The 14,030-nt window shown below is 48.5% G+C and carries 15 protein-coding genes; 5 read left to right on the top strand and 10 right to left on the bottom strand.

Going from position 1 to position 14,030, the window contains the following annotated elements; all coding sequences use genetic code 11:
* Positions 1-199 precede the first annotated feature (199 nt).
* Genes I6E38_RS07370 through I6E38_RS07380 form a run of 3 tightly spaced genes read left to right on the top strand, consistent with a single transcriptional unit; the run spans position 200 to position 2,930 of the window.
* Positions 200-937 carry a (Fe-S)-binding protein gene (locus tag I6E38_RS07370; protein ID WP_235393357.1) on the top strand — a complete coding sequence of 246 codons (738 nt, stop codon included), beginning with the start codon at positions 200-202 and terminating at the stop codon, positions 935-937.
* Positions 934-2,304, top strand: coding sequence for a lactate utilization protein B (locus tag I6E38_RS07375; protein WP_235393358.1), 1,371 nt, complete (start codon positions 934-936; stop codon positions 2,302-2,304). Before I6E38_RS07370 ends, I6E38_RS07375 begins: the two co-directional genes overlap by 4 nt.
* Before the next feature lie 41 nt (positions 2,305-2,345).
* Complete coding sequence (locus tag I6E38_RS07380) at positions 2,346-2,930, top strand: LutC/YkgG family protein (RefSeq protein WP_235393359.1); 585 nt, start codon at positions 2,346-2,348, stop codon at positions 2,928-2,930.
* Positions 2,931-3,195: 265 nt separating this feature from the next.
* Here I6E38_RS07380 and I6E38_RS07385 read toward each other — a convergent pair whose 3' ends face one another.
* From I6E38_RS07385 to I6E38_RS07395, 3 genes are read right to left on the bottom strand one after another with little or no spacing between them, the layout of a single operon-like run.
* Entirely contained in the window at positions 3,196-4,296 is a 1,101-nt protein-coding gene (locus I6E38_RS07385; protein ID WP_235393371.1) for a DegT/DnrJ/EryC1/StrS family aminotransferase, read from the bottom strand.
* A 31-nt stretch (positions 4,297-4,327) separates the two neighbouring features.
* Positions 4,328-5,299 (bottom strand): GNAT family N-acetyltransferase, encoded by a 972-nt coding sequence (locus tag I6E38_RS07390; protein WP_235393360.1) that lies wholly within the window; start codon positions 5,297-5,299, stop codon positions 4,328-4,330.
* Entirely contained in the window at positions 5,287-5,700 is a 414-nt protein-coding gene (locus I6E38_RS07395; RefSeq protein ID WP_235393361.1) for a sugar 3,4-ketoisomerase, read from the bottom strand. The genes I6E38_RS07390 and I6E38_RS07395 overlap by 13 nt, the downstream gene beginning before the upstream one ends.
* Before the next feature lie 192 nt (positions 5,701-5,892).
* Between I6E38_RS07395 and I6E38_RS07400 the strand changes: the two genes are divergently transcribed.
* Positions 5,893-6,216 (top strand): hypothetical protein, encoded by a 324-nt coding sequence (locus I6E38_RS07400; RefSeq protein ID WP_235393362.1) that lies wholly within the window; start codon positions 5,893-5,895, stop codon positions 6,214-6,216.
* 49 nt (positions 6,217-6,265) lie between these two features.
* On the opposite strand, the gene I6E38_RS07405 is transcribed toward I6E38_RS07400, so the two are convergent.
* The 4 genes from I6E38_RS07405 to lepA form a co-directional block, all read right to left on the bottom strand.
* Positions 6,266-6,796, bottom strand: a complete 531-nt coding sequence (locus I6E38_RS07405) for an acyltransferase family protein (protein WP_235393363.1) — start codon at positions 6,794-6,796, stop codon at positions 6,266-6,268.
* Between the two features lie 66 nt (positions 6,797-6,862).
* The gene (gene purT / locus I6E38_RS07410; RefSeq protein ID WP_235393364.1) at positions 6,863-8,044 is read right to left on the bottom strand and encodes a formate-dependent phosphoribosylglycinamide formyltransferase; all 1,182 of its coding nucleotides are present in this window, start codon (positions 8,042-8,044) and stop codon (positions 6,863-6,865) included.
* A gap of 45 nt (positions 8,045-8,089) precedes the next feature.
* Positions 8,090-8,689: a Crp/Fnr family transcriptional regulator gene (locus I6E38_RS07415; protein WP_235393365.1), complete on the bottom strand. Its 600-nt coding sequence runs from the start codon at positions 8,687-8,689 to the stop codon at positions 8,090-8,092.
* 84 nt (positions 8,690-8,773) lie between these two features.
* Complete coding sequence (lepA, locus tag I6E38_RS07420) at positions 8,774-10,555, bottom strand: translation elongation factor 4 (protein WP_235393366.1); 1,782 nt, start codon at positions 10,553-10,555, stop codon at positions 8,774-8,776.
* 151 nt (positions 10,556-10,706) lie between these two features.
* Here lepA and I6E38_RS07425 point away from each other — a divergent pair, with 151 nt between their 5' ends.
* Entirely contained in the window at positions 10,707-11,108 is a 402-nt protein-coding gene (locus I6E38_RS07425) for a hypothetical protein (protein WP_235393367.1), read from the top strand.
* A gap of 127 nt (positions 11,109-11,235) precedes the next feature.
* Here I6E38_RS07425 and nagA (I6E38_RS07430) read toward each other — a convergent pair whose 3' ends face one another.
* The 3 genes from nagA (I6E38_RS07430) to I6E38_RS07440 form a co-directional block, all read right to left on the bottom strand.
* Positions 11,236-12,393 (bottom strand): N-acetylglucosamine-6-phosphate deacetylase, encoded by a 1,158-nt coding sequence (gene nagA / locus I6E38_RS07430; RefSeq protein WP_235393368.1) that lies wholly within the window; start codon positions 12,391-12,393, stop codon positions 11,236-11,238.
* Positions 12,394-12,405: 12 nt separating this feature from the next.
* Positions 12,406-13,563: an N-acetylglucosamine-6-phosphate deacetylase gene (gene nagA, locus I6E38_RS07435; RefSeq protein WP_235393369.1), complete on the bottom strand. Its 1,158-nt coding sequence runs from the start codon at positions 13,561-13,563 to the stop codon at positions 12,406-12,408.
* Positions 13,564-13,721: 158 nt separating this feature from the next.
* A complete protein-coding gene (locus tag I6E38_RS07440) occupies positions 13,722-13,973 on the bottom strand; it encodes a TIGR03905 family TSCPD domain-containing protein (RefSeq protein ID WP_235393370.1) in 252 nt (83 codons plus the stop codon).
* Between the last annotated feature and the right edge of the window lie 57 nt (positions 13,974-14,030).

Genomic DNA, 14,030 nt, shown 5'->3' on the forward strand with positions numbered 1-14,030 from the left:
CTGTTCTCTATACTTATAATGCAATGATGTTGATTATATTGCATGAAAAATCGAGAAAAAACATATAAATGTGCAACGTTAAATAATTTAAATCTAAAAAAATGCTTAAATATGACATTTCGATTTTATGTGATTTTTATTACTTTTGTACCGTTTTAATTGACAGTATTCTAAAGAAACGGATGACTTTTTTAACATTATGAAAATAGGATTGTTTATTCCCTGCTACGTAGACGCACTCTATCCCGAGGTAGGTGTCGCCACATACAAGCTCCTTAAGAGTCTTGGACTTGACGTAGCCTACCCCCTTGACCAGACTTGTTGTGGACAGCCTATGGCCAATGCAGGATTTGAGAAGATGGCAGGCAAGATAGCCGACAGTTTCGACGAGAAGTTCGCCGAATTTGATTATGTTGTAGCTCCGTCGGCATCGTGTACTGCTTTCGTCAAATTGTATCATCCACGATTGGCAAAAGGAAATCATGAGTGCATCACATCGAAGAAGATTATGGACGTAGTGGAGTTCATTCACGACGTAGTGAAGCCCACCAGCTTGAAGGCGAGCTTTCCTCATGTGGTGAGTGTGCACAATTCATGTCATGGAGTGCGCGAATTGGGACTCTCGTCGCCGTCTGAACGCAACGTGCCGCAGTTCAACAAGATTATCGACCTTCTGCGTATGGTAGACGGCATCACAATACGTGAGCCCGAACGCAAGGACGAATGCTGCGGATTCGGAGGCATGTTCTCGGTGGAAGAACCCGACGTGTCGACACGAATGGGCGAGGACAAGATAGCACGACACATGGCTACGGGAGCCGAATACATCACTGGTCCCGACTCGTCGTGCCTGATGCACATGCAGGGCATAGCACGCAAGGAGAACAAGCCTATCAAGTTCATACATGTAGTACAGATATTGGCAGCAGGACTATGAGTACACTACACAGCAAAGCGGCACGCCGCTTCAACGAAAACAGAGAGAAGACAACGTGGCACGACGCTACGTTTTGGACGCTCCGACAGAAGCGCGACCAGATGGCTAAGGGACTGGACGAGTGGGAACAGCTACGCGAACATGCCAGCCAAATCAAACGTCACACCATAACACATCTGGCTGACTATCTGGAGCAGTTTGCCGGTCAGCTGGAGAGCCGTGGCGTGATTGTGCACTGGGCACGTACGGCAGACGACTTCAACAAGACGGTGCTCGAAATTCTTCAGAAGCACGGCGTGAAGAAGATGGTGAAGTCGAAGTCGATGCTTACTGAGGAGTGTGGCATGAATCCTTATCTCGAACAGAACGGCATAGATGTGGTGGAGACCGATCTCGGCGAGCGTATTCTGCAACTGCTTCATCAGAAGCCGAGTCATATAGTGATGCCGGCAATACACTTGAAGCGTGAAGAGGTAGGCCGTATGTTTGAGGAGAAAGGTATCAGCAAGCAGATTGGCAATTACGACCCTACATATCTGACACGCTGCGCACGTATGCACCTGCGCAACCAATTCATGGAGGCAGGGGCTGGTATGACAGGCTGCAACTTCGGTGTGGCTGAGTCGGGCGACATCGTAGTGTGCACCAATGAGGGCAATGCCGACATGTCTACGTCAATGCCTAAGCTGCATCTTGTGGCTATGGGCATAGAGAAGATAGTGCCCGACTACAAATCGCTTGCTGTTTTCCAGCGTCTGCTGTGCCGTTCGGCTACAGGACAGCCTACTACTGCATACACGTCGCACTTCCGTCAGGCGCGTCCTGGGGCTGAGATGCATGTCATACTTGTAGACAACGGTCGAAGCGACATTCTCGCTGACAGCGACCATTGGGAGACTCTGAAGTGCATACGCTGTGGATCGTGCATGAACACTTGTCCTGTCTATCGCCGTTCGGGTGGCTATTCATATACATACTTTATACCCGGACCTATCGGAGTGAACCTCGGTATGCTGCACGATGCACGCCGTTATAGCGACAATGTGTCGGCTTGCACGCTGTGTCTGTCGTGCGACAATGTGTGTCCGTCGAAGGTCGGTCCTGGCTCGCAGATATATCTGTGGCGTCAGAAACTCGATTCGCTCCACCGTGCCGACCCTATGAAGAAGTTCATGTCAATTGGTATGGAGGCATTGTTTGAGCATCCGCATCTGTATGCTGCCGCCCTGCGTCTGGCTCCGTTGGCCAATATCGTACCCGACAAACTCACACGTGTGCGTGGAGTGAATCCTTGGAGTGTTGGACATACTAAGCCGGAGTTTGCCAAGGAGTCATTTCAGGAAATGTGGAAGAAGGGGAAGGTTTAGTGTTGAATGTTAAGTGTTAAATGTTTAATGTTTGATTATTGATGGGTAATTATAAAGAAGAACTTTTGCAGAAGCTCCGCAGCAATACGCGCGAGCAATACGATATGCCTGCCGACGAAGTGAAGGGCATAACCTATGCCGACACGGTAGCGCAGTTCATAGAGATGAGCCAGGCTGTGGGTGCCAATGTGGTGGAGGCAGCAACGGGCGACAGTCTCGACGACATCATACGTAAGGCTTATCCCGATGCCAAGGTTGTGGCTTCCAATCTTCCGGAGGTAAAGATGGCAACGCTAAATCCCGATACCGTGGCAGACGCTCAGGCTCTTAACGGCACCGATGTGGGTGTGGTGAGCGGTCAGATAGGTGTGGCAGAGAATGGATGTGTGTGGATTCCGCAGTCGATGAAGCAGAAGGCGGTGTGCTTCATATGCGAGTATCTCGTCATTGTGCTGCCCAAGAGCGGCATCGTCAATAATATGCACGAGGCTTACGCACGCATTGAAATGCCTGCTACAGGACTCGGAACGTTCATTTCTGGTCCGTCGAAGACAGCCGACATCGAGCAGGCTCTTGTCATGGGAGCGCAGGCTGCACGTGGTGTTACGGTTGTGATAACGGAATAGGACAACAGTATATACAGTTTGATAAAGGAACGGCGGACTCCCGTCCGATGCACGATTGGCATTATCCATGTATATAGCGTAAGCACATTCAGTGCAAGATATTGATTTTGCAGTAAACCAAACAGTAGGAGGCTATGGCGGGAATGCCATAGCCTCCTATAGTTTGTATTGTTCATAAGCAATCGGCCATAAAATAACTTCGTATCATGCCATGATACGGTTGTTTCAAGACACGCAACATGTCCAGAAGCTGTTGTCAAGAACTCTACTTGAAGCTGTTGGCAGCTTCGATGATTCGTTCTATTTCCTCTTGTTGCAGCGTAGGGTTAAGCGGAAGGCTTAGCTCTTCGCTGTGTATGCGCTCGGTAATGGGCAACGACAGCAAGCCTATGTCGGCATAGCATTGCTGGCGATGGGGTGGAATGGGGTAGTGTATCATTGTCTGTATGTCTTGGTCGAGCATGTGTTGCTGCAAGCGTTCGCGCTCGTTGCATAGCACAGGGAAGATGTGGTGTACGCTGTGCTGGCAATAGTGGGCAGAAGGAAGAGTAAGCAAGGGATTGTCTATATGCTCAATGTATTGCATGGCAATGTTGCGGCGCAGCGCATTGTCGGCATCGAGATACTTCAGTTTCACCCGCAATACGGCAGCTTGAATCTCGTCAAGGCGACTGTTGCGACCCTTATAGTCGAATACATACTTGCGTTGCGACCCGTAATTGCCTAATGTGCCAATCATCGTTGCCAGCTCTTCATCGTCGGTAGTGACGGCACCGCCATCGCCCAATGCCCCAAGGTTTTTACCTGGATAGAAGCTATGGGCAGCGGCATTGCCCAATGAGCCGGTAAGACGGTCGTTGTATCGGCATCCGTGAGCCTGGGCATTGTCCTCGATAAGCAGCAGGTTGTGGTTATGGCATATTGCGTGAATACGTTCGGTGTATGCATATTGTCCGTAGAGATGGACAATCATTACGGCACGTGTGCGGTTGGTTATGGCGCGTTCAATCAGCCGGTCGTCAATCTGGAATGTATCGATGCGCGGTTCGACGAGCACTGGCGTCAGATTGTTTTCGGTTATGGCAAGTATGGTAGCTATATAGGTGTTGGCTGGAACAATCACTTCGTCGCCGTCGTGCAGTCTGCCCATCTCCTTATAAGCCCGCAAGATGAGCGTAAGAGCGTCGAGTCCGTTGCCGCAACCTACACAATAACGTGTGCCGATATAACGGGCATATTCCTCGGTGAACGCCTTGTTCTCGTTGCCTTGCAGATACCATCCGCTATCCACAACACGCTGTACGGCAGCATTGATTTCATCGGCATGCATCGCCGTCATAGCCTTTAGGTCAAGATATTTTATCATTGCCATATTAATAATTCCAAATTCCTAACTCCTAATTCCTAACTCCTACCTCCCATTCGTAGGTGTCGTAGCACACGCCGCGACCGCCGAACCCTTCTTTCTGGTGTATAAGGTTGCAATTGAGATAGTGTCCCAATTGTTCGGTCGATTTTCCGAAGTCGAAATATCGTCGGTCGGCATATCGTTCGTTGATTAGATAGTCGAATACGAGGTCGAGCGCCCCAATCTCCTTGCCACGTTTCGAAGCCGATATATATTGAGTGTGCACCGTTTCGCCACATTCAAACACCATTGTTCCACCCAGTGGCGTATTGCCTTCGTACGCCATAAACAACCTTATGTTATCAGGAAAGCGTGAGTGTAGGAGTTGCAGTTCGTCGATGGTATGAACTGGGTGTACTCCATATTTCGCCTCAAGGTTGTCGTTAAGGATTTGCCAGAAATCAGAGATGTCATTTGTTTCAGCTACTGTTATTCCGTTGCGTCGTGCCTTATTGACGCAGCGATGGCGCAGTTTGCTGAATTTCGGCCTTCTGTCGAGACAAATTGTAGATGATATGTCGCGTGCAGCAATATGCGCATTGCATACTCTAAAGATGGCATACAGGTCTTCTTCGGCAGGCATCGAGTGATAAATCCAAGGTATAGGTTTGTACACAATACGCTTTACGCCACACTCGTCATGCAAGAAACTGTTGATGACAGCAAACACGTCAAGACACAGTTCGGCAGTCATATCGCCACACATGATGAGTCCACCGTATGTCAGTCCGCCATGTGAGCGCAGTTCGTCGCCGTGAATGGTAGCCGGAAGGAGAGCTATGAGCAACGGTGCTTTGCCGTTGTCCTTCTGTGTATATACCATCAGCGAGCAGTCGGTGAAGCGGTCGCTGTGGTAGTCCATATATCCACGTTTAAGTAGAAACGTTGCGTTCTTGGCCTTACTCACGAATGTGTTCCATTCTGTAGCGTCGGCATTGGTGTATCGTCTTACATAGAGCATTGCTTATATTTTAAGAATTCGTCGTAGTCGTATATATAGTCATCTTCGTCGTAAAGTTCGGAAGCGATGACAAGACATACGGCACCCGATGAGAAGTCGTCGAGCGTGCGCCATATGCCTGTTTCTACAAGCAGTCCTTGCCAAGGGTGATTGAGATGAAATGATTTCTTTTCACTGCCATTGTCGAGTGTCACAGTAAACGACCCGCTTACAGCGATAATCACTTCGCGGCATTGCTTATGAGCATGTCCGCCACGGCTTTCGCCTGCCGGAACATCGTAAGTCCAATATACACGTCGCACGTCAAAAGGCACGTGCTGCATACTTTCTGCAACGGTTAGATTGCCTCGAGGGTCGATTATCTTAGGAAATTCTAAGAGCGAATAATTATTTCTTTTCATTGAAATTCTTTTTTATTCTTATAACGCCCGATTCTCATAATTATTGCAAATATGTATGCTGCAACTACCGACAAGACAAGGCATATTGCAAAAAGTATTGGATTGCATACTGTGTCATATCCAAAGAGACGTCCCCACACGAATACAAATGCTGTAATCACTATACCATGCAACATGTATATTTCGAAACTGATGTTGCCCAAGAAGACAAGGGCTCGTTGGCTTAATAATTTTGAAATTATGCCTTTGTTGTCGTTTGAAATGGCAAACCAATATATTAACAGGCTGAATGGTAGCCAAAACAATGGAGCGAAACGTATCCATAAAGGTAACGAACAGTATGGGATATATGTCAATACAGACATTGCAACTATTATTATTTCGAGTGTCGACAATATGCTGGTTGACTGTCTGGAAATCCATTGCTTTAAGCGTATGGAGAAGGGGGCGGTATACAGACGATATGCTATTATTCCTACTGCAAAATCAATGACACGTAACGGTGGAAAAGCATAGACGAAATCGTCTATTGCAGAGTTGTTGCAACATGACTCTATGGCAAGTGCTAATAGTATATATATATCGTTAATAGTGCACCGAACACTTTGTTGCGCGATATTATCAATTGTCTGTAGAGAAAAGGAAACAAAAAATAGCAAAAGAACAATGCTCCAAGAAACCATGAAAGTCCTGTACCATATTTCAGCATGTCTTCGGATAGAGTAAACTCTTGAAGCATAAAAACATGAAGTAATGTCTTTATGATATTGAATTTCACTCCAGCTACAAAGCTCATACATAAAGCTATGATGAATGTAACCAAATGAAGTGGATATATTTTTGCAAGGCGTTTGCGTAGGAATTGAACGTACCGGAATGTTCCTTCTTCTACTCTTGTACCGCATCCAATGCTCAATACAAATCCACTTAGTATGAAGAAGAATGATACACCTGCATCGCCTCCATAATCAAAACCGTGAAAACCAAGATTGCTAAAATAGTGGCAGATGAAAATCTGCATGCAGAATACGAAACGCATAGATTGCAATGTTGCAATATGGTGGCTTGATGATTTGGATGAAATGATCTTGTTCATAATGATTAATAAAAAAAGTTTCGCAAGTCGACGACTTGCGAAACTTATGTATATAGCTTTGTCTTGTTACTTATCCATATATGGGTCGGTACCAAGCACTGTTGCTGCGAGTCGCTTTGCCTTTTCACGAAGCTGTGTGGTGTCGGCTGTCGGTTCGCCATAGCAGAGCACTACGCCCATGCGACGACCTACGTGTGCCTCCCCCTTACCGAAGATACGTACTCGTGTGTAATCTTCTTTGAGTGCATCCATGAAGTTGTAGGGCAATGGGTCATTTGTCTCTGTGGGTGAAAGAACTACGGCACTTGCTCCTGCATGCTCAAGATGAATGCCTGCTATGGGCAGTCCCATTACTGCGCGGAAGTGGAGTTCAAACTCTGAGAGGTTTGTTGTATGGCCCAGTGTAACCATTCCAGTGTCGTGCGGACGCGGTGAAAGTTCGCTGAATATCACTTCACCCTCCTTTGTAAGGAAGAATTCAACGCCCCAGATTCCGGCACCGGTAAGTGCCTTTGTCACCTTCTCTGCCATGTCTTCTGCCTTGCGCAATTCGTCCTCAGGCAACTGGAACGGCTGCCAGCTCTCGCGATAGTCGCCACCTTTCTGTACGTGTCCGATAGGCGGACAGAACAGTGTGGGGCCGTTCTTCTGTGTTACTGTGAGCAGAGTGAACTCAGAGTCGAAGTGGATGAATTCCTCGATAATTATCTCCTTCACGTCGCCACGGCTTCCTTCCATAGCGTCGTTGAATGCCTTCTCAAGCTGTTCCGGTCCGCGAACAATGCTCTGTCCGTGACCCGATGACGACATAAGGGGTTTGATTACGCATGGAAAACCAATCTCCTTAGAGTGCTCGCGGAGCTGTTCGAGAGTGGTGGCGTAGAAGTATTTGGCTGTACGCAGTCCTAATTCCTTAGCAGCGAGGTCGCGTATGGCCTTGCGGTTCATTGTATAGTTTACGGCGCGGGCGCTCGGCACCACCTGAATGCCTTCCTTCTCGAAGTCGAAAAGGCGCTCAGTGCGTATAGCCTCTATTTCGGGCACGATGATGTCGGGGTGATGACGCTCAACAACAGCAGTCAAGGCATCGCCATCAAGCATGTTGAACACTTCGTGCTCGTCGGCAACCTGCATTGCCGGTGCGCCTTCGTATCTGTCGCATGCAATGACATATTGTCCTGCACGCTTTGCGGCGATGACAAACTCTTTGCCCAATTCGCCCGAACCTAACAACAATATTTTTTTCATTTTGTGATAATGTTAAAAGTCATTTGTATAGCGTGACGTTCTCTCTTAGTCGAGAAGAGTAGATGCACGTACACGCGACAATGTCTCGGGGGTCATCTGCAGATAGCTTGCTATGTACACCAACGGTGCACGCAACACCACCTGCGGCATCAGTTTGCACAGTCTCTTGTAGCGGTCTTGTGCTGTCTCAAAGCGCACAAGGTCGGCATGTATCTGCGACATGATGAGGCTTTCCTCCAATATCTTGCGGTAGAGTATCTGTATGTTGACGTTGTGCATAGCCACTCTTTCAAGCTCGGCCTTAGGCAGAGCGTATACTACAGTAGGCTCGATGGCCTCAATCTGCAGCTTGGTTGGTTCCTCCTTGAAGAGGCTTTCGATGCACATTACGATGGTATGGTCTTGTGCCAGATGTTCGGTCACTTCCTTGCCGTGCTTAAAGTAGAATTGGCGCATGAGTCCCTTGTCGATATACAAGAAGTTCTTGCATATTTCACCTTCGCTGAGTGCAATTTCGCCTTTGGTGTACTTGATAGGTACAAGTATGCTCTCAAGCACGTCGAGCTCATCGTGCGTCATTGTACTGTAACGTCTTGCCAATTCACGTGCGATGTCGCGCGTGTTTGTGCCGACCAACTCTTTCATAAGTTACCTTCCTTTCTATATTTGTTTAGTTGACTTATTGATTTTTGTTTGGTTGAATATATATTTAACTCTATCGACCCTTTTTTAGTCGAGCTTCAGCACGGCGAGGAATGCTTTCTGCGGAACCTCGACATTGCCAATCTGCTTCATACGCTTCTTTCCCTTCTTCTGCTTTTCGAGCAATTTGCGCTTACGGCTTACGTCGCCACCATAACACTTTGCTGTCACGTCCTTGCGTACGCACTTGATAGTCTCGCGTGCAACAATCTTGGCACCGATGGCAGCCTGTATGGCAATGTCAAACTGCTGGCGTGGGATGAGGTCCTTCAGCTTCTCGCACATCTTGCGTCCCATGCTTACGGCATTGTCCTGATGGGTCAGTGCTGAGAGGGCGTCGACAGGTTCGCCGTTGAGCAGGATGTCGAGCTTGGCCAGACGTGATGGGCGGAAGCCGTCGATATGATAGTCGAACGAGGCGTAGCCCTTGCTTATCGACTTGAGTTTGTCGTAGAAGTCGATCACAATCTCGCCAAGTGGCAGCATAAAGTGCAGTTCCACGCGGTTGCCGCTGACGTATTCCTGGTTGATGAGCTCGCCGCGCTTGTCGAGGCAGAGTGTCATGATAGGACCAATGAAGTTTGTCGTGGTGATGATTGATGCACGAATGTATGGTTCTTCGATATGGTCGATGAGTGTCTGCTCGGGCAATCCCGACGGATTGTGTACCTCCTTCACGCCTCCCTGCTTGTCGTATACCATATACGAAACGTTGGGCACGGTGGTGATAACGTCCATATTGAACTCGCGGTCGAGTCGTTCCTGTACAATCTCCATGTGCAGCAGTCCGAGGAATCCGCAGCGGAATCCGAATCCGAGTGCTACCGACGACTCTGGCGAGAATGTCAGTGAAGCGTCGTTGAGTTGCAACTTCTCGAGCGAAGCGCGCAGATTCTCGTATTCGCTTGGGTCGATGGGGTATACACCGGCAAACACCATAGGCTTTACTTCCTGGAATCCGGAGATTGCTTTATCGCATGGACGGTTGACGTGGGTGATGGTATCGCCCACCTTAACCTCAGTGGCATCCTTGATGCCCGATATGATGTAGCCTACCTCGCCAGTGCCGAGCACCTGACGTGGCACCATGTCCATCTTCAGTACGCCTACTTCATCTGCCACATACTCCATTCCGGTGTTGAAGAACTTCACCTTGTCGCCCTTGCGTATCTCGCCGTTCTCAATCTTGAAGTAGGCAATGATACCGCGGAATGAGTTGAATACCGAGTCGAAAATGAGCGCCTGAAGCGGACCCTTTGTATCGCCTACGGGATGTGGTACACGCTCTACTATGGCTTTGAGCACATCGTCAACGCCTTCGCCTGTCTTGCCCGAGGCACGCAGAATGTCCTCACGCTTACAACCGATAAGATCTATAATCTCATCCTCTACCTCGTCGGGCATTGCGCTTGGCATGTCGATCTTGTTCAGCACGGGTATTATTTCAAGGTCGTGTTCTATAGCCATATAGAGGTTTGAGATGGTCTGCGCCTGAACGCCCTGTGTGGCGTCTACAACGAGCAACGCACCCTCGCAGGCAGCAATGCTTCGCGACACTTCGTATGAGAAGTCGACGTGTCCCGGGGTATCAATAAGATTGAGAATATATGTCTGGCCGTTATGCTTATACTCCATCTGGATGGCATGGCTCTTGATTGTGATACCACGCTCGCGCTCCAAGTCCATGTTGTCAAGCATCTGGCCTTCAGTTATCTTGATTGTTTGCGTACGCTCCAACAGTCGGTCGGCAAGTGTCGACTTGCCGTGGTCGATGTGGGCAATAATACAGAAATTCCTTATATTGTCCATTGATATATATCAGTTTTATGTGCAAAGATACTCGTTTTTTCCGACAAATGGGTAACTTTGCATAAGAATTTATGTCTTAAAGGGTTGTGAATCTAAACTTTCACATTTCTTATTGATTTAATTATTAGAAATATAACATAACGTATACGAAATGAGATATTTTGCTATTTGTGCCGCTTTGTGTTCTGTCATGCTTTGCGGCTGTCATGAGAGTATGGAGCAACGTGCCCAGCGTGAGGCACGTGAGTTTACCAAGAAGTATTGCCCGACGCCGGTTCAGAACAATTTCCGTACCGACAGTGTGGCGTTTGAAATGGATACCAAGACCTATCATTATTATTGTTCGGCTGTAGGCGACCTGGACAATGTCAAGGTTTTTGATATTCACCGTGAGAAGATTGCCGAGATTCTGTTGACTAATATACGCGAGAGTACATCGTTCCGCCCGTATATGAAGGAGGGCTTCGCGTTTCAGTGGACTCTGCGTTCGGATAAAGACAAGAAGAAGGTGTATTTCGATCGTAGGTATACACCGAAGGATTACAACAAGTAGAAGATGTTTGTAGAAATCAAACGCTGATAAATACAATAAACGACAAAAGACAACAAGTACAACATCATATACTCTGTATTAAGGTATACCAACGTTGTACTTGTTGTCTTTTGTCGTTTTTTTATTTTTAGAGATAGTTCACCACTTCATTGCCCATCTGCATTACATAGGTGAGGTTGATGTCCTTGTCAAATACGATGATGTCTGCATCCTTGCCTTCTTCGATAGAACCCTTGCGGTCGAACACGCCCATGATTTTGGCTGGTGTTTCGCTCGCCATGCGGAAAGCGTCTTCCATAGGAATGTTGGCTTTCTGTATGCAGGTGCGTATGAGGGTGTCCATAGTGGCGATTGAGCCTGCAAGAGCCGAACGGTCTGCCAGCTTACATACGCCGTCTTCCATGATGACGCGTGGCTCGGCTGAAACATCGCCTTCGCTTGCGGCATATGCCAAAGAGTCGGTGATGAGTGCCATACGTTCAACGCCCTTGATCTTGTGTACAACCTTAAGCATTACTGGCGGTACGTGCAAGCCGTCAGCGATGACCTCTACGGTCATGTCCTGCATTGCATATACGCTCTCTACGGTGCCAGGCACCTTAAACTCGTGCTCCTTATATACTACAGGCATGGCGTTGTAGAAGTGTGCAGCGTGCGTCATGCCAGCCTTGTGAGCTTCCACCACGTCCTTGTAAGTGGCACGTGTGCAGGTGAGTGCAGTAAGTACGCCGTGCATATTACATGTCTTGATGAAGCGTACAGAACCTGGCAGTTCGGGAGCTTCGTCCCAACGCTTTAGGCACTTGTACTTGCTGAGCAGCGTTTCGTATTCGTATATTACCGGTGCCTTGATCAGCACGGGGTTCTGTGCACCAGCCTCTTTGGGGTTGATATACGAACCTTCGATGTGCAAACCGAGCACTGGGCTGTTCTCCTCAGCCATGAGTTTCTCGCATACATTGCATGCTGCCTCAATAGTAGGGATAGTCGATGACGACAGTGTCGGGTATATTGAGGTAGTGCCATGCTTCAAGTGTGCGTTGACCGCTTCGCGGAAAGCGTCTTCGCAGCCTTCGATAAAGTCGCGTCCGCCACCGCCGTGTGTATGCATGTCTACACCGCCGGGGACAAGATAGCCCCCGTTAACGTCGATGATTTCAGCTCCCACAACGTGCAGGTCGATGTTTGAGACACATCTGATTCTGTTGCCGTCGGTAACGATGGAGCCGCCATCAAGCCATCCTTTCGGTGTGAGGATGCGACCGTTGACAAATTGTTTTAGCATAGCTTTACTGTTTTAGAGTTCGTTGGTTACCTCGTTGCCCATCTGCATAACGTATGTGAGCTTAAGGTCGTTGTCGAACATCATGATATCGGCGTCCTTGCCGTCCTCAAGTGATCCCTTGCGGTCGAATACACCCATAATCTTGGCAGGAGTTTCGCTTGCCATGCGGCATGCGTCTTCCATTGGGATGTTGGCCTGCTGCACGCATGTGCGGATGAGGCGGTCCATAGTGGCGATAGAGCCTGCAAGTGCTGAGTGGTCGGCGAGCTTGCATACACCGTCCTCAAGGATTACGCGCGGGTCGAATGCTACGCCCTCGTCGCTTGCTGCGCATGCCAAAGAGTCGGTGATGAGGGCTGTCTTCTCAACGCCCTTAATCTGATATACAACGCGAAGCATTACCGGTGGCACGTGGATGCCGTCGGCGATGACCTCTACTGACATGTCTGAGAGTGCATAGATACTCTCAACGGTGCCGGGCACCTTGAATTCGTGCTCCTTATATACTACAGGCATAGCGTTGTAGAAGTGTGTGGCGTGCGACATACCGGCATCATGGCCAGCCACAACGTCTTCGTATGTGGCGCGTGTGTGACCTATTGCTGCCACAACGCCATGCTTGCGGCACGACTTGATGAACTCTGCTGAGCCCGGAAGTTCGGGAGCTTCGTCCCAGCGCTTGATGCAAGGATACTTGTCGAGCAGCGGTTCGTATTCCTCGGCTACTGGCGGTTTGATCCATTCAGGAATCTGTGCGCCTGCCTGCTTGGGGTTGAAGTAAGGACCTTCGAGGTGGAGTCCGAGTACAGGACTGTTCTCCTCTGCCATGAGTTTTTCGCATGTTTCGCATGCAGCCTCAATCATTGGCACTGTAGATGAAGACAGAGTGGGGAAGATGGCTGTTGTACCATGCTTCATGTGTGCCTTTATGGCAACGCGGAAAGCCTCTTCCGAGCCCTCCATGAAGTCGCGTCCGCCACCGCCATGCACGTGCATCTCAATGCCGCCAGGAACTACATAGCAACCCTTGGCATCTATGATTTCTGCATCTACGATGTGGAGATCACTGTTTGATACGGCTTTAATCTTGTTGCCGTCGATGATAACTGAACCGCCTTCGAGCCAGCCTTCTGGTGTGAGAATGCGGCCGTTGATAATTTGTTTTAGCATAATGTTTGGTTAGTTAAGAACTTGCTAAGCTACATTACATTATATAATATATATGTATATGCAAGACTTTTGAGTTCATTAGTATATTTATGTAAGCAAAGGTACATATATTTTTTACAACTTAGTGCAAAAAAACGGAAAAATAGAAGAAAAATTATTTAGTATCCCATTTCGCCAAGTGCTGTAGCGAGCTGGTCGGGACAGCTTGTCATTTTGCCGCCGCATGTGATGCCCTTGAGTGTCTGCTTCACGTCGGTAGCTTTCTTGCCGATGCACAGTGCGCATATGCCTTTGAGGTTGCCGTTGCATCCGCCCTCGAATGCGAGGTTGCGTATGATGCCGTCGGCGTCAACGTCGATGCTGATAAGGCGGCTGCAAGTGCCGCATGTGGTGTAATCCAAGTGATTCATAATTATATATAAGGAAGCCCCACCCCCTTGCCCCTCCCTACGGGGGAGGGGCAAGGG

This window comes from Leyella stercorea, from assembly GCF_021531355.1.
Lineage (GTDB): Bacteria > Bacteroidota > Bacteroidia > Bacteroidales > Bacteroidaceae > Prevotella.